General features: G+C 69.3%; 22 protein-coding genes and 3 pseudogenes. 11 read left to right on the forward strand and 14 right to left on the reverse strand.

The window, feature by feature from the left end; translation table 11 throughout:
- Positions 1-150: 150 nt before the first annotated feature.
- From lnt to ACYVJ0_RS11975, 9 genes and pseudogenes are all read right to left on the reverse strand, one after another.
- Positions 151-1,779, reverse strand: coding sequence for an apolipoprotein N-acyltransferase (gene lnt / locus ACYVJ0_RS11935; RefSeq protein ID WP_460818027.1), 1,629 nt, complete (start codon positions 1,777-1,779; stop codon positions 151-153).
- A gap of 96 nt (positions 1,780-1,875) precedes the next feature.
- A complete protein-coding gene (gene trxA / locus ACYVJ0_RS11940) occupies positions 1,876-2,241 on the reverse strand; it encodes a thioredoxin (protein WP_036542724.1) in 366 nt (121 codons plus the stop codon).
- A gap of 54 nt (positions 2,242-2,295) precedes the next feature.
- Positions 2,296-3,189 (reverse strand): sulfite exporter TauE/SafE family protein, encoded by an 894-nt coding sequence (locus ACYVJ0_RS11945; RefSeq protein WP_036542721.1) that lies wholly within the window; start codon positions 3,187-3,189, stop codon positions 2,296-2,298.
- 121 nt (positions 3,190-3,310) lie between these two features.
- On the reverse strand, positions 3,311-3,544 hold the full coding sequence (locus tag ACYVJ0_RS11950) for a YgaP-like transmembrane domain (RefSeq protein ID WP_218871006.1): 234 nt from the start codon (positions 3,542-3,544) through the stop codon (positions 3,311-3,313).
- 112 nt (positions 3,545-3,656) lie between these two features.
- Positions 3,657-3,911 (reverse strand): annotated as a pseudogene (locus tag ACYVJ0_RS11955) (rhodanese-like domain-containing protein); the annotation flags it as partial.
- Between the two features lie 100 nt (positions 3,912-4,011).
- Positions 4,012-5,421, reverse strand: a complete 1,410-nt coding sequence (locus ACYVJ0_RS11960; RefSeq protein ID WP_036542718.1) for an MBL fold metallo-hydrolase — start codon at positions 5,419-5,421, stop codon at positions 4,012-4,014.
- A gap of 71 nt (positions 5,422-5,492) precedes the next feature.
- Positions 5,493-6,695, reverse strand: a complete 1,203-nt coding sequence (locus ACYVJ0_RS11965) for a hypothetical protein (RefSeq protein WP_179747790.1) — start codon at positions 6,693-6,695, stop codon at positions 5,493-5,495.
- Positions 6,696-6,733: 38 nt separating this feature from the next.
- Entirely contained in the window at positions 6,734-7,603 is an 870-nt protein-coding gene (locus ACYVJ0_RS11970; RefSeq protein WP_102209895.1) for a cytochrome c biogenesis CcdA family protein, read from the reverse strand.
- Positions 7,604-7,609: 6 nt separating this feature from the next.
- Positions 7,610-8,362, reverse strand: a complete 753-nt coding sequence (locus ACYVJ0_RS11975) for a DsbA family protein (RefSeq protein ID WP_102209896.1) — start codon at positions 8,360-8,362, stop codon at positions 7,610-7,612.
- Between the two features lie 92 nt (positions 8,363-8,454).
- Between ACYVJ0_RS11975 and ACYVJ0_RS11980 the strand changes: the two genes are divergently transcribed.
- The 6 genes and pseudogenes from ACYVJ0_RS11980 to ACYVJ0_RS12005 form a co-directional block, all read left to right on the forward strand.
- Complete coding sequence (locus tag ACYVJ0_RS11980; RefSeq protein ID WP_051016936.1) at positions 8,455-9,045, forward strand: hypothetical protein; 591 nt, start codon at positions 8,455-8,457, stop codon at positions 9,043-9,045.
- Positions 9,042-9,431 carry a BlaI/MecI/CopY family transcriptional regulator gene (locus tag ACYVJ0_RS11985; protein ID WP_460818031.1) on the forward strand — a complete coding sequence of 130 codons (390 nt, stop codon included), beginning with the start codon at positions 9,042-9,044 and terminating at the stop codon, positions 9,429-9,431. Before ACYVJ0_RS11980 ends, ACYVJ0_RS11985 begins: the two co-directional genes overlap by 4 nt.
- Positions 9,428-10,411 (forward strand): M56 family metallopeptidase, encoded by a 984-nt coding sequence (locus ACYVJ0_RS11990; protein ID WP_460818032.1) that lies wholly within the window; start codon positions 9,428-9,430, stop codon positions 10,409-10,411. Before ACYVJ0_RS11985 ends, ACYVJ0_RS11990 begins: the two co-directional genes overlap by 4 nt.
- Positions 10,412-10,443: 32 nt before the next feature.
- Complete coding sequence (locus ACYVJ0_RS11995) at positions 10,444-10,770, forward strand: DsrE family protein (RefSeq protein ID WP_460818033.1); 327 nt, start codon at positions 10,444-10,446, stop codon at positions 10,768-10,770.
- Positions 10,771-10,788: 18 nt separating this feature from the next.
- Positions 10,789-10,974: pseudogene (locus ACYVJ0_RS12000) on the forward strand (aspartate/glutamate racemase family protein); the annotation flags it as partial.
- 32 nt (positions 10,975-11,006) lie between these two features.
- A pseudogene (locus ACYVJ0_RS12005) lies at positions 11,007-11,216 on the forward strand (aspartate/glutamate racemase family protein); the annotation flags it as partial.
- 137 nt (positions 11,217-11,353) lie between these two features.
- On the opposite strand, the gene ACYVJ0_RS12010 reads toward ACYVJ0_RS12005, so the two are convergent.
- The 5 genes from ACYVJ0_RS12010 to ACYVJ0_RS12030 form a co-directional block, all read right to left on the reverse strand.
- Complete coding sequence (locus tag ACYVJ0_RS12010) at positions 11,354-11,887, reverse strand: class I SAM-dependent methyltransferase (RefSeq protein WP_202976240.1); 534 nt, start codon at positions 11,885-11,887, stop codon at positions 11,354-11,356.
- 117 nt (positions 11,888-12,004) lie between these two features.
- On the reverse strand, positions 12,005-12,169 hold the full coding sequence (locus tag ACYVJ0_RS12015) for a hypothetical protein (RefSeq protein ID WP_169720974.1): 165 nt from the start codon (positions 12,167-12,169) through the stop codon (positions 12,005-12,007).
- A 66-nt stretch (positions 12,170-12,235) separates the two neighbouring features.
- On the reverse strand, positions 12,236-12,511 hold the full coding sequence (locus ACYVJ0_RS12020) for a metal-sensitive transcriptional regulator (RefSeq protein ID WP_026529653.1): 276 nt from the start codon (positions 12,509-12,511) through the stop codon (positions 12,236-12,238).
- Entirely contained in the window at positions 12,498-12,818 is a 321-nt protein-coding gene (locus ACYVJ0_RS12025) for a hypothetical protein (RefSeq protein ID WP_102209898.1), read from the reverse strand. Before ACYVJ0_RS12025 ends, ACYVJ0_RS12020 begins: the two co-directional genes overlap by 14 nt.
- On the reverse strand, positions 12,811-12,945 hold the full coding sequence (locus ACYVJ0_RS12030) for a hypothetical protein (protein WP_257996725.1): 135 nt from the start codon (positions 12,943-12,945) through the stop codon (positions 12,811-12,813). The genes ACYVJ0_RS12025 and ACYVJ0_RS12030 overlap by 8 nt, the downstream gene beginning before the upstream one ends.
- A gap of 263 nt (positions 12,946-13,208) precedes the next feature.
- On the opposite strand from ACYVJ0_RS12030, the gene ACYVJ0_RS12035 reads away from it, so the two are divergent.
- The 5 genes from ACYVJ0_RS12035 to ACYVJ0_RS12055 form a co-directional block, all read left to right on the forward strand.
- On the forward strand, positions 13,209-13,793 hold the full coding sequence (locus ACYVJ0_RS12035) for a hypothetical protein (RefSeq protein WP_102209899.1): 585 nt from the start codon (positions 13,209-13,211) through the stop codon (positions 13,791-13,793).
- 358 nt (positions 13,794-14,151) lie between these two features.
- Positions 14,152-14,853, forward strand: coding sequence for a helix-turn-helix domain-containing protein (locus tag ACYVJ0_RS12040; protein ID WP_460818036.1), 702 nt, complete (start codon positions 14,152-14,154; stop codon positions 14,851-14,853).
- A 220-nt stretch (positions 14,854-15,073) separates the two neighbouring features.
- Entirely contained in the window at positions 15,074-16,171 is a 1,098-nt protein-coding gene (locus ACYVJ0_RS12045; protein ID WP_460818038.1) for an ArdC-like ssDNA-binding domain-containing protein, read from the forward strand.
- Positions 16,171-17,085, forward strand: coding sequence for a bifunctional DNA primase/polymerase (locus tag ACYVJ0_RS12050; RefSeq protein ID WP_460818040.1), 915 nt, complete (start codon positions 16,171-16,173; stop codon positions 17,083-17,085). Before ACYVJ0_RS12045 ends, ACYVJ0_RS12050 begins: the two co-directional genes overlap by 1 nt.
- Positions 17,082-17,497 (forward strand): DUF2637 domain-containing protein (locus ACYVJ0_RS12055; protein ID WP_460818042.1); only part of this gene is annotated, 416 nt, incomplete at its 3' end. The genes ACYVJ0_RS12050 and ACYVJ0_RS12055, both read left to right, overlap by 4 nt.

The raw sequence follows: 17,497 nt of genomic DNA on the forward strand, positions 1-17,497 counted from the left end.
CCAGCGCTGCTAGACAGGACTAGTGGACCGCGGCCGTCGCCCGAGTTCGTGGAGTGGTTGATGGGTCTCCCCAGTGGTTGGATCACTGATCCGATCCATCAACTCACGGCTAATCAGCAGATCGCTGCGCTCGGCAACGGCGTTCTTCCGCTACAAGCGCTCTCGGCGATGCGCGTCGGCGCACTCGTGCAGGCCGATGCTGCTTCGTTGGCTGGAGTCCAGCACCCGATGGTGTCGCGAGGATGCACGGTCTCGCAGGAGGAGGAAGGCGAGGACGAGAAAGCCGGCGAGAGTGCCTGAGACGATCAGCGTGTTGATCGACTGCGCCAACATGACGGCGGCGGTGAGCCCGTCCCGGAGCTCAAGGTCGGCGATCATGAGTCCGGGTTCGTCCGCGGCTAGTGCGGCCAGCGTGGCGCCGTTCGGGGCGAGTACCTGGCTGGTGCCGGTGGTGGAGAGGTTGACGACGCTGCGGCCGGTCTCGATGGCGCGCATGCGCGCGAACGCAAGCTGTTGCAGGTGTTCATCGGTGTCGCGAAAGTCGGCGTTGTTCGTCTGGAACATGAGCACCTGGGCACCGCTGTGCGCGCCTTCGTGAATGACGTCATCGAAGGCCACGTCGAAGCAGATCGCCAGTCCCACCTCTACGCCGTCGACCTCGATGGCGGGTGTGTCGACGCCGGCGGCGTACTCGCGTTCTAGGAGGTCTACCAGGCTGGGCACGAGCGCGCCGTAGAACCACCGGTCGGGCACGTACTCGCCGAAGGGGACGGGATGGCGTTTGGCGTGCGCGGCCGTCGGCCCGTTCGAGGTCCAGAGGACGGAAGTGTTGTAGACGAGGTGGCCGTCTGCCGCGGCGGCGTTGAGCAGGATCGGGGCGTCGTATCGGGCGGCTGCATCGTCGAGCGCGTGAGCGGTGGCCTCGTCGGCGAGGGGATCACTGTCGACGCCGCCCTCGGGCCAGAGCACGATGTCGACCTGTTCGTCTTCGAGAGGGGCGGAAGCGGCGAGCTGAGATTCCAGGACCGCGCCCGGTTCGTGCTCATCGACGTACGCGGCGGGGCCGTTGCCCTGCACAGCGCCCACCCGGATGGTGCCCGCGTGACTGGTCGGGAACTGCGGCACCAGGACCATCACCGCTGCGAGACCGAGCACGGGGATCGACGCCGCCCACGAGGCGAGAGGTGTTCTCGGGTGCTCGGTGGCGTTACCGCGTGCCGGTTGCGCGCGCACGATCCAACGGACTGCTTCGATCGCGGCGGCGCACACGGCGACCATCAGGAAGCCCAGGCCGGAGACGCCGACCCATGACGCGACCGGAGCGATCGGGCTTTCCGATTGGCTCATCGCCACCCGTCCCCACGGGAATCCGCCGTAGGGCCAGGAGCCCATGATGAGTTCGCGGATCGTCCAGGCTCCCGCTACCAGCAGCGGCAGCGCCAGCAGCCGCATCGCGAAGGCGTTGCGCCGGCGCGGCAGCCATCGGTAGGCGAGGGCGATCGGCACCGTCAGCACAGCCGTGTAGATCGTCAGCGCGCCAGCCAGGGCCACCCACGGGACCCAGCTCAGCGGATGCTCCCCGAGAAACTGCGCCGACCAGGACACGTGAGGAAACCAGAACGCTGCGCCGAAGACTGTCCCGACCAGCAGCGCCCCCCAGGACCGTCGCCCGATGAGAGTGACCAGGGACAACGTCACCGAGACGAACGCCAGCGGCCACCACCCGAGTGCGGGGAACGCCGCATCCATCGCGAGCCCGGCCACGCCGGCGACTGGCATCGCGGCCCATAGCGGCAAGGGCGCAGTCTCGGACGCCCGCGTCCGCGTGTCGGCCGATGTCTCGACTCTGAGCCCGGAAATGATGCGCTCCCTGTTCTAGCGAGGGTCGGACGCCTGCATTTGCGCGCGCACGTGGTCCATGTCGAGGTCGCGGATTTTGCCGATCAGGTCGTGGAGCGCTTTGGCCGGGAGCGCTCCGGGCTGGGAGTAGACCAGGACGCCGTCTTTGAAGCCCATCAGCGTGGGGATGGAGGTGATCTGTGCGGCGGCGGCCAGGGATGCCTGGGCCTCGGTGTCGACCTTGGCGAACAGGATGTCGGGATGCTCGGTGGACGCGGCCTCGAAGACGGGGGCGAAGCTGCGGCATGGTCCGCACCAGGCGGCCCAGAAGTCGACCAGCACGATGGGATGGTCGGTGATGGCGGCTGAGAATGCGTCTTCGGTGAGGTCGATGGTTGTCATGAGGGTGGGGCTCCGGAGTCTGGTCGGCGACGGTGTGTTGTGAGGTGAAGTGGTTCAGCCCGGGGTCGGCCGGGCTAGGCCGAAGGGACAGTTGAGAGCGGTCAGCCGGCAGACGAGGACGAGGACCACCGTGATGAGTCCGAGGCCTCCGGCGGCGATCGCCCAGGCCGGCGGCAGCTCGATCACGAGCACGAGCGTTCCGGTGAGCAGGACGAAGACGCCGAAGACCTTCTGGAGGGCGTCGGCTGGTATGCGTCCTGACAGGCGCGCACCGAGGAGCGCTCCGAGCACGGCCATCGCAGTGACCGCGGCCACCAGGGGCCAGTCGAGGGTCACCGTGGTCAGGTAGCCGGCGAGTCCGGCGAAGGACTTCATCGCGATCACCAGCAGTGAGGTGCCCACGGCCACCGGCATGCTGAGGCCGCCCAGCAGCACGAGGGCGGGGACGACGAGGAAGCCGCCGCCGGCGCCGACGATCCCGGTGATGAGGCCGACGACGATGCCTTCGAGCATGGTCCGCAGCATCGGCAGCGAGTGGGCGCGCTCGGTCCCGGCATCGGCCGTGGGTTGGTCGGTGTCGCGCCTGGGCTTTCTGGTGACCATCGCGATCGCGGTGGCGATCATCATGATCGCGAAGGCCACCATCAGCACGGCACCGGGGAGCTGGCCTCCGATGAGTCCTCCGGCGAAGGCGCCCACCATGCCAGCGGCTCCGAAGATGAGCCCGGTGCGCCATCGGACTCGACGGTGCCGGGCGTGCACGACGAGGCTGGACAACGAGGTCACGCCGACGATCAGCAGCGAGGCCGCGATGGCCTCTTTCGGGGGCATGCCCGCGATGTAGGTGAGCAGCGGGACGGTCAGGATCGACCCGCCACCGCCGAGCGTCCCTAGCGCGAGCCCGACACCCACGGCGAGCACGAGGGTGAGGATCAGGGTGCCGCTCACTCGTGCTCACCGGGCATCGTGGTTGGTGCTGCGGGTCGTGACGCCGACCGTGCCGATGCCGGTCCTAGATGCGGGGTCGTTGCAGTTGAACGCCGTCGGAACGTCGGAGCACGCCAGGGCATCACAGTTCCTGGGTCGCGACCGGGATGGATGCGATCGCGCTCCGTGCGGTGGGGCTGGCCGTGACCTTGTTCCAGGGCATGCGGGAGAGGATGCGGCCCATCAGGCAGGAGCCGGTGAGCGCCGCGACGACGAGCCCGGCGCTGAGCGCGAACGCGATGAACCGGGACTCCGGCCAGAGGAACTCGGCCACGAGCAGGCTCACCAGGACGATCAGCCCGGCCGTGAACCGCACCCTGGCGCTCGATGTCCCAGCGAGCTGCGCTGCGGACCACCTGGCCGCCAGCGGCCTCGAAGGCGGGCACGCCGCCGGTGAGCACGTTGGCCGTCCGCACGCCGGCGGCAGCGAGATGCTGCTGGGCCTGGGTGGCGCGGTTGCCGGACTGGCACACGAGTACCGCGCGGTGCCCGAGCCGCTCTGCCAGATCCGAGGCGTGTTCGGTCAGCAGCGGCAGCGGGACGTTGTACGAGCCGTGAATGTGGAGGGTCTCGAACTCGGCCGGGGACCGCACGTCGATGATCGTGAGGTCGTCGTGGAGCTGACGCCACTGGGCGAGCTCCTCGGCGGTGAGCGTTCGGAGCTCGGCGGAGGGATCGGTCATGGGGTGGTTCCTCGTCAGGTCTGGCCGCGGGCAGCGGAGATGCGAATGGAAGGGGCTGGGGCCGACCGCCCGTCGGAGGATGCGATCGTTCTGCTGTGCGTCAGGCCAGCGCGGTCTCGCTGGTGGTCTCCTGCCATGCGCGCCAGGCGTTATAGCTGCCGTCGAGCTCGACGACGGCGTGCCCGGCGCGTCGTAGGGCACTCGCGGCGACGGTGTTCCGCATCCCGGACTGGCAATAGGTCACGATCGTGCCGGAGCGCGGCAGCTCGTCTTGGTGCCAGAGGACGCGTGCGGCGCTGAGCTGTGTGGCGCCGGGGATGTGCCCGGCGGCGTACTCGCCGCGCTGGCGCACGTCCAGCAGCAGCGCGGCATCGAAACCTGCCAGCTCTGCCGGCTCGATGAGGGGCGGGACGAACCGGGGAAGCCCGTCGATGGTGGTGACGTAGCCGGCGGTCTGGTCGATGCCGACCCGCAGCAGCCGATCCGCGATCGCCTGGGCGGCGGTCTGGTCCTCGGCCAGCAGCACCAGCGGACGCGAGTCGGCCTCGGGATCGTAGGCCCAGGCGGCATAGGTGGCGGTCTTGGAGCCGTCGGGGATGTTGAGCGAGCCGGCAACGGTGCCCTGATGGGCCTGCGCCGGCGGGCGGGTGTCGACGAAGGTGATCTCGTCGGCCTCCAGCCGCCGCGCCACCTCCGCTACGGCCAGCTCGGGCACCGGGCCGCGCTCGCCCAGCACGGCGGGACCCTCGCGGTTCTGCTTCTTCATCCTCGCGAAGTAGGCGTGCGCGTCGGGCTGCCCGTCGAGCAGCTCCTCGATGAACCCCTGCTCGTCGTCGGCAGCCAGGTGGCGCGACCACCAGGCGTTCGCGCGTTCGTAGCCGACCGTGGTCGAGGGCAGCGCGCCGAGCGCCTTGCCGCACGCACTGCCGGAGCCGTGCCCCGGGTGGACCTGGACGTGATCCGGCAAGGTCAGGAACACCTCACGCAAGCTGGTGAACAGTTGCCGCGCGCCCTCGAAGCGGGTGTCGACCCCGCCCGCGGCCTCGTCCAGCAGGTCGGGGCGGCCCAGGTCCCCGGCGAACACGAAGTCGCCGGAGATGAGGTAGCCGGGCTCGCTGGCGAAGGCGCCGTCGGTGACCAGGAACACCAGGTGCTCAGGAGTGTGACCAGGCGTGTGCCGGGCCTGGATCGTGATGTTGCCGATCGTGATCGTGTCGCGGTCGTACAGACGCCGGGCGTCGAACCCGTACTGCCAGTCCGCGCCGCCCTCGCCGGAGACGTAGACCTCGGCGCCGACCGCCGCAGCCAGCTCGCGGGTCCCGGACAGGTAGTCAGCGTGGATGTGGGTCTCGGTCACTGCGACGATCCGCATGCCGTGCTTGGCCGCGAGCGCCAGGTAGTCCGCGATGTCGCGGCGCGCGTCGATCACCACCGCCTCGCCCTTGGCCTGGCAGCCGATGAAGTACCCGGCCTGCGCCAGGTCCTCGTCGTAGATGCGTTCGAGAAGCACTGTTCATCCTTCCGTCGATGCCATCGATACCCTGGGGGGTATTGTTACCGTCTCATACCCCCTGGGGTATTTCAAGTCGAGTGTGCGACCCGAGCGCCCACGATCGACATGCCCGCGTGGCTGGCCGTCGGAGAGGACTCGTTCAGAGGGGACTCAGCGATCGTCGCCACCAGGTGCCGTCGTTCCTGGAGGAGGAGTGCAGCGCCGTTGATGGTGATGTGGGTGGGCACGATGATCGGTCCTTGGCCGTCGGGTTCGTAGGCTTGGGCGACATCACCGGTGAGGACGTTGTGGACCCGGATCGCCCCGTCCTCTCGCAGATAGAGGAAGACGCCGCCGATCGCCGCGATGGTGGTCTCGGCAGCAACAGGCAGGGACCACAGTGGTCGGTCGTCGGCGTCATAGCCGTGCAGGCCGGTGTCGTCCAGGGTGACGAGGGTCCCCGTGGTGGGGTCTACGGCGGCGTCGCGGGCGGTGCTGCTCACGATGCTGCCCTGATCCAGGTCGAGGAGCGCGCCGGTGGTCTCGGAGGTGGCGACGAGCGCGAGCCCGTCTCCCGGTGCAGGGCGCAGGGACGCGCTGATGGACGCCGCCGTCCAGCCGTGCTCGGCGAGGGGGACGCGCCAGAGCTCCTGATCGTCGGCCGTGTCGCGCGCGATCAGAGCGTCCTCGTGGGTGAGCAGCACGATGCCGTGGTACTCGCCGATGATGCGGATACCTTCGGGGCTCGACTCGTCGGCCGCGACGTCTCCGGTGGTGGGGTCGAGCGCGACGCGTGGGCCGGTCTCGCCCATGAAGCCTTCGGGAGGTGCGGCGAAGACCAGCCCGGGGCCTTGGTAGGGGCCGGGCACCTCGACCGGACCCCAGACCCGTTCCCCGGTCGTCAGGTCGTAGGCGGTGGCAGTCGTCGCGGCCAGGGCGTCGGCCGTGGTCTGGAGGTCGCCCAGGATCGCGAGGGCTCGGCCGTGCGCGTCGGTGGTCACGACGAACCCGGTGCAGCTCGCTGGACGTTGCGCGGCCCACAGCACGTCCCCGTGGACGTCCACGGCGGTGAACTCCAGCACACCGTCGCGTTCACCGGCGGCCAGATACACCCCGTCCGCGTACTGCGGAGTGATGTCCCACCCGGGGTCCACGACTTCCAGCTCCTCGAACGGCGTCGGCAGCCGCATGCCCGAGGTGTCCACCACGGGTAGCGACCCATCGACCGAGTAGGGGTCTCTTACGGGCTCGGGCTCGGATGCCCCGCAGCCGGTCACCAGCAGCGCGGCCACGGCGGCGAGGGCAAGGCTGGAGCGTCGCCGGCGCGGCGTCATGACTGTTCCGCGCGGTGCTCGCCCGCCTGGGCGTCAGCGCGAGCGTGGGTACGGCGGCGTCTGGCCCAGAGCACGAGCACGATCCCGGCGATGAGGACGACGGCGAGGATGTCCAGGATCGGGTTCGCCAGGATCGCGGTGTTCTCCTGGAGCCAGGCCTGGGCGTCGAGCGGAACCAGTTCGGGAGCCCCGACCAGGCCGTTGGTGGTCCAGAACAGCACCCCGACGCCCACGATCAGCAGCCCGGTGACCACCGAGGTGGTGTGCAGCTCCCGGCCCAGCACGGTGAACGATCGCCCGCGCAGGAACCGGCGTCCACGGGCGCCCAGGCGCTGCCAGAGCGCGGCGATCAGCAGCAGCGGCAGCACCATGCCCGCGCCGTACACGGCGAGCATGACGCCGGCGGCGAGGGTGTCGCCGCGGGCGGCGGCCAGGGTGAGCACGGCGCCCAGGATCGGGCCAGCGCAGAATCCCGCGATGCCGCTGGCAGCGCCCAGCAGCACCGTCTTGACGAGTCCGGTCTTGGACGCCGCTTGCGCGTGCAGGTCTGCCCCGGCCGGTAGCAGCCGGGCAGGGTCGAACCCGAACCCGAGCGCCTGCGCCGCGCCGAGGACGACCAGGACCAGCGAGGCGACGAGCACGATCGCCTGCCGGTGAGTCACGAACAGCGTCCCCAGGGCGCCGGCTCCGACCCCCACGGGGACCAGGACGGTCAGCAGGCCGACGTAGAACACGGCTCCGTGCAGCAGCAGCCGGGGCCCGCTGCCGATCGTGGAGGCGAAGAACGCCGGCATCAGCAGCGCCGCGCACGGGCTCAGCAGCGCGAGCGTGCCGCCGGCGAACGCGGCGAGCAGTCCGATGTCCACGCCGCCTCACTCCGCCGCGTCGAGCGCGCTCTGGAACGCTTCCTGGAACACCTCGGTGGGCTGCGCCCCGACGATCGGCTGTCCGCCCAGGATGAAGATCGGGGTGGAGGTGGCGCCGAGGTCGAACCCGAACTGCTGGTTGGCGGCGATCACCTGCGCCGTCTCCTCCGAGCCCAGGTCGGCGGCGAACTGCTCGGTGTCCAAACCGAGTTCGCCCGCCAAGGCGACGAGGGCTTCCTCGCTCAGCTCGCTCTCGGACCTGCGCTCCCCGTCCTCGAACAGGGCGTCGTGGTACTCCCAGAGCGCCCCCTGGAGGGCGGCGGCGTACGAGGCCCGCGCTGCGCGCTCGGACGCGGGACCGAACACGTTGATGTCGCGCCACTCGATCCGCAGATCCCCGGCGTCGACGTGCTCCATCATCGACGGCAGTGTCTGCTCGCTCCACCGCGCGCAGAACGGGCACTGATAGTCCGAGAACACCACCAGCACCACCGGCGCATCCACGGGCCCGGCCGCGAGCAGGTCCGCCTCGTCCCTGGTCTCGGCCGCAGACAGGTCCGGTTGCTCGGGGTTCTGCACCTCCGTCGGCGCGCCGCTATCCGACGGCGAGCCCCCCTCCTCGGCCGTCGTGCCACTCCAGTTCACCGCCACGATCACGGCGATCAGGACAGCAGCCAGGGTCAACACGGCGACCGGCACGACCCATGACGACCTCGAACGGTTCGACGGTTTCGGGCGGTTCGTGGTCTCGGTGGGCATAGGGATTCTCCTGTCACTGTCGCGGGCACCGACCTCTACTATCTCAGATAGTCGACTATGCGTGGTAGTCGAGTCGTGTCAGAATGGGTTCCATGACCTCTCCCACGACTCGATCCCGCCAGGGCATCGGCGAAAGCTTCCGGTTGGCGGTCCAGGCGCTTCGAGGGTGGACGGGCAGGCAGGTGCTGGCCGCGATCGCTGCCTCGGCGGTTGTCGCGGTGGTGATCGGGGTGGCGACGGTGCTGATCCCCAACCCGCTGTTCGGTCGAGACATCCCGCCGGTGTGGTGGAACTATCCGGTGTGGCTGGTCACCTCGGTGCTGTCGGGCATGCTGGTCGCTACGTATATCCGCCCGTACCGCGCCGCCGCGGACGAGCAGCAGGCGAATGCGGTCAGCGAGGACGGCGCCGCCACCGACGCGGCCGATGAGGCGCAGGCGCGGCGCAGCAGCCGGATGGGAATGGCCGGCGGCATCCTGGCATGGTTCGCGGTGGGGTGCCCGGTGTGCAACAAGCTGGCGCTGCTGGCGCTGGGGTACTCGGGAGCGATCACCTGGTTCACCCCCGTGCAGCCGTTCCTCGCGCTCGGCGCGCTGATCCTGACCGGCGTCGCACTGGTGTGGCGACTACGCGGGCAGGTCGCTTGCCCGGTCCGCCCCGAGCCGGTGGCGGCTGTGCGATGAAGGCCGCCGATGGGCGCTCCGGCGACCTGCTGCGCCTGGGGGCGTTGGAAGCGCAGGTGATGGACGTGCTGTGGGACCACGGCCCGGCTACCGTGCGCGAAGTGATCGAGCGCCTGCCCTCCGACCCCGCCTACACCACCATCGCGACCGTGCTCACCAACCTGGATCGCAAGCGCCTGGTGACCATCACGAGGCAGAACCGGTCCACCCGGTACGGCGCCAAGATCACCAGGCACGAGCACGCCGCGGGGCTGATGGAGCAGGTGCTGGAGGCTAGCCGCGACCGGGCCGCCTCGATCCTGCAGTTCGTGGACTCGATGCCCGAGAACGACCTGGACCTGCTGCGAGACTACCTGGAACGCCGCGACCGGGGAGACATGCCATGACCGCGGGCATCCTCACGATGGCTCTGTGCACCGGACTGGTGGCATTGGCGGTGTTCGGGCCGTGGTTGCTGCGGCACGCTGCCCCCGCCCTGGTGCGCGTCCCGCGCTTGGCGATCGTGGTCGTCGCCGGCGGCATCGGGGTCTGGCTGGTCACGCTGCTGGCGATCGGCCCGGTGCTGGCCTGGGCCGGAGCCGGCCCCGCGCTGCTGCCCGAACGCGCGGCCGAGGTCTGCCAACGGTGCCTCACCGCCGCGAACCCGTTCTCCGCCGACACCACCGAAACCCTGATCCCCGCGGTGCTGCTGCTCGCCCTGCCGGTGGCGCTGGCCCTTGCTCTGGGAGCAGGTCTTGCCCGCCAGATGGTTCGGCGCAGCTCTCGCTCCCGGGACGCCGCCCGCACGCTGCTGCACGGCGCGCGGCGGCAGCTCCTTCAAGGGCACGAGGTGGCACTGGTCGACGCCGAGCACCCGTTCGCGCTTACCTTCCCCGACCGTCACGGCGGGATCGTGCTCTCCACCGGCGCGGTGCGCGCGCTGGGGCCGGGCGAGCTGGCCGCCGTGCTGGCCCACGAGCACGCCCACCTGCACCAACGCCACCACCTCATCACCGCGCTAGTGGACAGCATCGCCGCCTACCTACGGTGGGTGCCGCTGATCCGCGCTGTCGCCGACGCGCTGCCGCACTACCTGGAGATCGCCGCGGACGACCAGGCCCGCCGTCACGCAGGAACCAGGGCGCTGGTCAGCGCCCTGGTCAAGCTCGGCGAACGCACCCACCCCGCCATGCCGCAGCACTCCTGCCCTGTCGCCTTGCACGCCGCTGGTCCCGAACGCATCCGCCACCTCGTCCACCCCAGCGCCGGGCTGGCAGGCGCCCTGCCCGCCGTCGCGATCGCCGCATACCTGGTCGGCATGGCCGCCCTTGCTGCCCTCGTCCATCTGCCCTACGTCTCGGCCGCCCTCACCGGCTGCACCATCTGACCCTGCCGGAAACCAAGAGAGAACACCAAACAATGAATGAGAACACTCGTGAGGTGATCCTGCACGTGGCCGACGACCCCGCCGACGTGCAACGGGCGCTGGACGCCGCCGCCGGACTCCACGCCGCCGGCCTGGGAGTGCGGGTGCGGGTGATCGTCAACGGCCCGGCACTGGCCGGCCTGACCGGCACCGATGCCGTCCAGGTGCCCGAGCACACCGAGGTGGCCGCGTGCAGCGTCGGGCTCGGACGGCGCGGCATCGACCCCGGCGAGTTGCGACCCGAGGTCGGCACGGTCCCCTCCGCGGTCACCGCGATCGTCCATGCGCAACTGGCCGGCGCCGCCTACATCCGCATCTGACCGGACCAGAAAGCCTGGGATGAGGCCGGACAGTATCTGGCAGGCAAAGCCCGGGGCCTGCAGCGGGCGGGAGCGGACTTCATCGCCTGCGGGAGCAACACGATGCACCGAGTCGCGCCCGTCATCGAGGCGGCGATCACCGTCCCATTCCTGCACATCGCCGATGTGGTCGCGACCACAGCGACCGACATCGCATCGGGGTGACCCGGCTGGGACTGCTCGGCACCGCGCCGACGATGGAACAGGACTTCTACCGGAGAAGACTCGAGCGAGCGGGCTTCACTGTGCTGCCCCCGGAGCCCGTCGACCGGACCACGGTCGATCAGATCATCTTCGACGAGCTGACCAGACACGTGTTCCGGCCTGAGTCTCGGGAGACCTACATCCGGGTCATGACAGACCTCCACGCGGCCGGGGCCGAGGCGATCGTGCTCGGATGCACCGAGATCATCCTCTTGGTCGGCCCCGACGACGTGCCGGGACTGCCGCTGCTTGACTCGACCACGCTGAAGCCATCGTCCAGACCGCGATGTCCCGCGGCTAAGCCGCCCCACAGCGGGTCCGCCGCGCCGGGACGAGCCGGTCACCGGCGCTGGAGGAGAAGTACCCCGTCGGTCAGCTCGGCGGCCTCGCCGGAAGGGGCGGTGGCGTGTCGGGTGTGCGTCTGGATGCTCAGGACGAGCCAGTCGTGCTCGTTGAGGTTCAGCTCCACGAACTGTCGTGCCGGGCTGGGAAAGCTGTGCGCGGGATGATCCGCGGCGTCGACCCAGGGTGGGAGTGCGGCGTGGGAGAGGACCACGAGGTGACCGCCGGCGCGCACCGTGGTGGCTGCGCGTTGCAGGATCGCGATGCGCGGGAGCGGGACAGGCGAGTGCAGGAAGCTGGCGGTCATCAGATCGTAGGGGCCGTCGTCCGGCTCCCACCGTGCCAGGTCGGCAGTGACGAACCGGGTGGCCGCGCTGGCCTGTTGACGCTGAGCCTCGCGGCGTGCGCGGGCGATAGCGGTGGCGGAGATGTCCACGCCGGTGACGAGCCAGCCCTGGGTGGCGAGCCAGATCGCATCGGCGCCCTCCCCGCACCCCAGATCCAGCGCTTTCCCCGGAGCCAAGTGCTGCACAGCGTTGACCAGGCTAGGGTTCGGGGCGGCCCGACCACACGCGCTCGGCGTCCCGGTAGCGGCCCTCCCAGAACTCCTGAGGATTCTGAGAGGGCGAGTCGTGGCGCGTGGCGCCTGTCATCGTCCGAACAGGCGGGCGAAGAACCCGCTCGTCGCGGCTGCCTTCTCCTTCTCCTTGTCGTGTCCGGGGCACCACTGGCCCGCCGGCACGGTGCGCTTGACCTCGGCGATGTGCTGGCCGCAGCCGGCCCAGGTGGTCTTGCCGCAGGTCTTACAGGTCACAGCTCGGCACATGGATTGCTTCTTCCTTCGAGGGCTGTCTGTCGGTTGGTCGTGAGGATCGCTCGTTCAGGCGAGCGTGAGGAACAGCTTCTCCAGCTCCTCGGTGGTGATGTCGTCGGCACGGTTGGTGCCGTCGGGGTCGGCGATGCAGTCCTTCATCGCGGTGGAGATGATCGCGAACCCGGCACGGTCAAGCGCCGAGGAGACCGCCGCGAGCTGGGTCACCACCTCCCGGCACGACCCGCCGCCTTCGACCGCGTCAATGACGGCGTTGAGCTGGCCGCGGGCGCGGCGGAGCCGGTTGAGGATGCGGCGCTGGGCGTCGGGGTCACTCGTGGACATGAGAACTCCTGTTCGGGACGGGGGCGCTCGTCAGGTCGACGTGCTGCCGGGCATCGGGGATGTCGAGTGTGTGCTGCGGCGTCTGAGGCTGCCGACGAGTGGTGAGCCAGCTCGTCGGGCATATTCCTGTGACCGCCATGACCGCGATGACGGTGGCCATCACGCCGGCGGCTACCGCGATCGCCGGGTCCGTCGACAGCATGGATGCACCGAACGCGCCGACGATCAGGGCGACGGCTCCACGGCTCAGCCGCCCCCATACGCCGGCGCGGCATGCCGGGGCGCAGGTGAGCTGTCGGTCAGACATAGGCGAAACTCCTCTGACTGTCAGGAACGTCGTCGAGTGGGTGGTCGGCCCAAAAGCCCAGGATCGGCACCGAGCTCTCCTCGACCACCCGGGTCGGGTTCTCTCGCCTGATCTCGGTCGCGCCCATGACTCCACTATACCCCCGGGGGTATCGCGATCTCAACCTTGTCATCGCAGCGTCGCGAACGAGGTCTCCGCGACAGAGGCAAGCGGACTCTCCGGACGGTTGTGCAGCGCCCGCCGATCGCTCCTCGCGCAGCCCACTCCTCTCGGACCGCGTGGGCCGCAGAGGTCACGAACCGGGCGGGAGACGGCTACCCCACGGCGGCCGGCGAAGACAGGCTGAACCATACGACTATGCTAGATAGTAACTATCATGGATAGTCGAACATGAGGTTGGTCAACGTGCGGAACGGGGTTCGGAGCATGCGGGAGACAGTCGGACGGAGTAAGCCACCGCCGCGGCGCTGGCATGGGTTCCTCAGCGCGGCGGCGGGGACGGTCCTCGTCCTCGCTGGCGGGGCGCTGCTGGTAGGCCTTCTCGCCGCGCCGGAGCGGGTCGAGTATGTGTACGGGACGGTGAAGACGGCGGTCACGGGAAGCATCCATGCCGCGCGGGAGGACGCGTTCGGAGACCTGCCCACCGTGGACTTGGGCGCCACGGGTGGCGTGCACGAACTAGACGGCTGCGACGGAACGTTCACGGAGATGAGTTCCTACGAGCGGGAGGGCGTTCCGCCGGTATGGGCAGCTCACAACAATTGTCAAGGCGACGTCCTGCTCCCCTGGGAGATAGGCCAACTGGTGCAGGTCGAGGGTAGCGATCAGGTGTATCAAGTGGTTGATATCCGCCACACGCCAAAGACCTGGGCGACCACCGATGACCTACTTGGCCTCGACGGTTCATTCGCCTTGCAGACATGCTTCTACGGCGAGGACCGGATGAAGTTCGTTGGGCTCGAACCGGTCGATTAGTCGCGGGATTGTCGAGACCCGCCCGTCGCGCAGTCCTCAGCGCGGTCCGTCTGGTGCCCGCGAAAGAGGTGGTCAGGAATCCCATCCCAGGAATGCGGTTGATGAGCCCGAATCGGTCGCGGCGTCGAACCAACACGAGTCCTGCAGTCTCCGCGGTTTCGCACCCATCCTCGCCCGGAACCGCATCATCGTCCAGCCGGTCGGGCCGTTGGCCTACCACTGCGTTCAGGTCATCGTCGTTCGCGATGGAAGCGCTATCCTGTTTAGCGAGTTCAAGCAGAAGCTGGTCAAGTTTGGGGACGTGATTCTCCTGGGGGCCAACACACTGCTTGGGGGTGAGCCCGAGGGTCGTGCAACTGTGACGACGGTCTATCTCGACACCGACTACTTGATTGACCAGATTTTCTGGCAACACGTCGGCATATTACGGGACCGCCTCGACGCGCAGTGCTTTGCCGAGACTATGTATGCCGAGCCTGCGCAGGTACTTCATATCGGCGAAGATCGAGCGGGTATGCTGATGCCGCGTCTCGATGAGCTGGTTGCTCTCAGTATCGATGGCCGATTCGCGGAGAACTTCAATCGAATGCAGGCATTGTGGTTCAGCATCGCTCATGTCGTGACTCCCTTTGTCAAGACCTCACCGATCCGTACATCCCCGACGCAGCGCGCGACCGCGATACCCTCCCTACCTCGTGTTCGTCGGTTTGCGCCATTGCGCACAGAAGCGCGCAAGGTCGCTGAACTCTTACGGACGGACCCGGCGCGGCGTTGGTCCGTGTCGGACTTGGCAGATGAAGTACATCTGTCGAAGTCACAGGTCAACCGCATCTTCGTTGAGGCGTACGGGAAGTCACCGATCGCTTACCTGACCATGCAGCGAGCCGAGCGGATGGCGCATCTTCTACGCACGACGTCCCGCTCTGTTGCGGCGATCGCTCAGGAGGTGGGCTGGAGCGATCCTGACTTCGCCGCTCGCCAGTTCCGCCGCGGCGTCGGCCTTACTCCCAGCGACTACCGGACGATGCATCGGGTGACGTCCACGCAAGTGGCCGGGTGAAGGACGCATCTGTCCGGGTGATAGCCGCGGGATCGGTGGCCGCAGGCCCCAGGGCCAGTTCCGATCCGGTAGGCCGGTAGAGACTCGTCGGGTTCGTCGCGGAGCTGACGGTCGCCAGTCTTGTTCCGTCGTCCGTCTTGTCTTCCTGATCCGCCCGGCGTACCTCGCGGTCGCACGGTTGCTCCCACTCGGAGTGGCCCTGGCGGAGGGAGGTCAGGCGATGGCTGCGAACGAGGACAAGCAGGCGGCGCGGCAAGTGACGCTCGATGCGCTGGAAGAACGCATCGTGCGTTCGGTCGAGGAACTGGTGTCGGGCGATGACTGGCGGCGTGCGATCGAGTTCGCCGCGAGGTTCCGGACCCGCTCGTTCAACAACACGCTGTTGATCTGGGCGCAGCATCTCGAAGCCTACGAACAGGGCCGGGTGCCGACACCGACGCCGACCTGGGTTGCCGGGTACAACGACTGGCAGAAGATGGGCCGCTGGCCGGAGAAGGACGGCGGCTATCGGATTCGCGGTCCGGTCAAGGCGCGGTTCGCATCGGCGACCCCGCGCGATCCGGCGTCGTGGCGGCGGTTGGGGTCCTGGGAGAAGCCGCGGCCGGGCGAGGTGGTGCGTCGCCGGATCGTCAGTGTCGTCCCGGCTTATGTGTGGGACGTGTCGAGGACGCATGGAGACCCGCTTCCCGAGCTGCCGCGTCCGAGGCTGCTGGAAGGCGAAGCCCCTGCTGGGTTGTGGGAGGGCCTGGCGGGGCAGGCGGAGTTGCTGGGGTTCGAGGTGTTGCGGATGCCGCGCGATCGCATGGAGCGTGGCGCGAACGGCTGCACCGATTTCGAGACCCGTCAGGTGATGGTCTGCGCGGACATGGAGCCGGCCGCGCAGGTCAAGACCCTCGCGCACGAGCTGGCGCACGTCCGGCTGGATGGCCCGAACCAGCAGGAGGAGGCCCGCGAGCACCGCGGGATCAGCGAGGTGCGGGCCGAGTCGGTGGCGCTGATGATCGCCGCCGCGCACGGGATGGACACCAGCGACTACACGATCCCGTATGTCGCCGGATGGGCGGCCAACGTCGACGGGAAAGACCCTGTGGCGGTCGTGCGGGCCACGGGCGAGCAGGTGCGCAGCACCGCCTTCGACGTTCTCGACAAGCTCGACACGCCCCAGCTCGGCAACGGCAACCCGCTGTCCCTGCGGGTCGACGACCCGGAGCACACGTCGCAGTCTCAGGAGACCCCACAGCGGGCGCCGCGCCGGGTCGAGCCGCTGCCGGAACGGGAGACGTCCACCGCGCCGGTCACTGCGGGACGGGGCCTGTGATGGTCACCGCCGTGATGGCTGCCGCCGTGTTCGGCCGGCTCGACGGGGCGCCGCTGCCGGTCGCGGCGGGTGAGCTGGCGCGGGCCGGGGTGCCGGTGTTCCCGTGCGCGCCGGGCGGGAAGCGGCCGATCCCGGAGCGCGGGTTCCACGAGGCCAGCGTCGACCTGGACCGGGTTGAGGGGTGGTGGCGGTCGCGGCCGACTGCGAACATCGGCATCCCGACCGGCGCCGTCTCGGGGCTGGTCGTGATCGACGTGGATGTGCATGGCGTCAACGGGTATGCCGCCTATGCGCGGGCGGCGCGGGTCGGGCTGATCCCCGAGCCGTTGGCGGTCGTGCGCACGCCCACCGGCGGCCAGCACGCCTACTTCCCGGCCGACCCGAACCAGGCTCAACGGTCCTGGCAGGCCGGGAAGGTCGGCATCGACTGTCGCGGGGACGGCGGCTACATCATCGCCCCGCCCTCGCTGCTACGGCTCGACGGCCTGCGCACGCCGTACCGGGTCGAGCAGCTCGCGGCCGGTGCGGCCTGGCCGATAGATGCGGGCCGGCTGCGAGACTTCCTTGATCCTCGGCCCGCGCCTCGGCCGCGCCTCGGTGGGCCAGTGCGGCGCGAGGATGCGGAGCGGCTGGCGACGTGGCTGGGGCGGCAGGCCACAGACCGCAACCTCAAACTCTTCTGGGCCTCGTGCCGGTTGTCCGAGGGCGGGGTGCCGCTCACGGATGCCCTGGACGCGATGGTGACGGCCGCACAATCCGATTTCGGGGAGCGGGAGATCACCCGCACCGTCTACAGCGCCTATCGCAGCGTCGGCGCCGGAGCCCGCCGGGACCGTCCGGCCGCATCGGCTTCGGGCGAGTTCGCTCGCGGGAACGCGCAGCAGCGGGCGCCCGCCACGCGGGGGCTGTCATGAAGGAGCTACGCGGCCGCCGGTGGGCGGTCATCACCTCGGTCGCCGGGACGGTGTTCATCGCTGCCGGCGCGTTCTGGTTGTCGTTCACGTCCCTGGCCGACCTTGCCCGCCGCTCCGGGATCGGGGCCGGGCAGGCGTGGGCGTGGCCGCTGATCGTCGACGGCGTAATCGTGGTCTCCACGGTGGCCGTCGTTGCCCTCGCCGGTGAGCGAGCGGCGTGGTATCCGTGGGCGTTGCTGGTCGGCGGTGCCGCGGTGTCGGTGACGGCGAACTCGCTGCATGCGGTGGTCTGGGCTGTGTCAAGCTTCGTAGACGATCTCTTTGTGGATTTCAGGCCGCGGTTGCGGTCTGGGCGTAGTAGGCGGCCCGGGTCTCGGCGGGGGTGCGGTAGCCGAGGGTGGAGTGCAGCCGG

This window comes from Microbacterium petrolearium (genome assembly GCF_054782875.1).

What these genes read in the sequence shown, in the direction of transcription:
- lnt (WP_460818027.1), bottom strand. Translation starts at nt 1,779, where the DNA reads ATGCCAGTCGCCGGCGTGGCCGGGCTCGCGATGGATGCGGCGTTCCCC.
- trxA (WP_036542724.1), bottom strand. Translation starts at nt 2,241, where the DNA reads ATGACAACCATCGACCTCACCGAAGACGCATTCTCAGCCGCCATCACC.
- ACYVJ0_RS11975 (WP_102209896.1), bottom strand. Translation starts at nt 8,362, where the DNA reads ATGCCCACCGAGACCACGAACCGCCCGAAACCGTCGAACCGTTCGAGG.
- ACYVJ0_RS11980 (WP_051016936.1), top strand. Translation starts at nt 8,455, where the DNA reads ATGACCTCTCCCACGACTCGATCCCGCCAGGGCATCGGCGAAAGCTTC.
- ACYVJ0_RS11985 (WP_460818031.1), top strand. Translation starts at nt 9,042, where the DNA reads ATGAAGGCCGCCGATGGGCGCTCCGGCGACCTGCTGCGCCTGGGGGCG.
- ACYVJ0_RS11990 (WP_460818032.1), top strand. Translation starts at nt 9,428, where the DNA reads ATGACCGCGGGCATCCTCACGATGGCTCTGTGCACCGGACTGGTGGCA.
- ACYVJ0_RS11995 (WP_460818033.1), top strand. Translation starts at nt 10,444, where the DNA reads ATGAATGAGAACACTCGTGAGGTGATCCTGCACGTGGCCGACGACCCC.
- ACYVJ0_RS12020 (WP_026529653.1), bottom strand. Translation starts at nt 12,511, where the DNA reads ATGTCCACGAGTGACCCCGACGCCCAGCGCCGCATCCTCAACCGGCTC.
- ACYVJ0_RS12025 (WP_102209898.1), bottom strand. Translation starts at nt 12,818, where the DNA reads ATGTCTGACCGACAGCTCACCTGCGCCCCGGCATGCCGCGCCGGCGTA.
- ACYVJ0_RS12030 (WP_257996725.1), bottom strand. Translation starts at nt 12,945, where the DNA reads ATGGGCGCGACCGAGATCAGGCGAGAGAACCCGACCCGGGTGGTCGAG.
- ACYVJ0_RS12035 (WP_102209899.1), top strand. Translation starts at nt 13,209, where the DNA reads ATGAGGTTGGTCAACGTGCGGAACGGGGTTCGGAGCATGCGGGAGACA.
- ACYVJ0_RS12045 (WP_460818038.1), top strand. Translation starts at nt 15,074, where the DNA reads ATGGCTGCGAACGAGGACAAGCAGGCGGCGCGGCAAGTGACGCTCGAT.
- ACYVJ0_RS12050 (WP_460818040.1), top strand. Translation starts at nt 16,171, where the DNA reads ATGGTCACCGCCGTGATGGCTGCCGCCGTGTTCGGCCGGCTCGACGGG.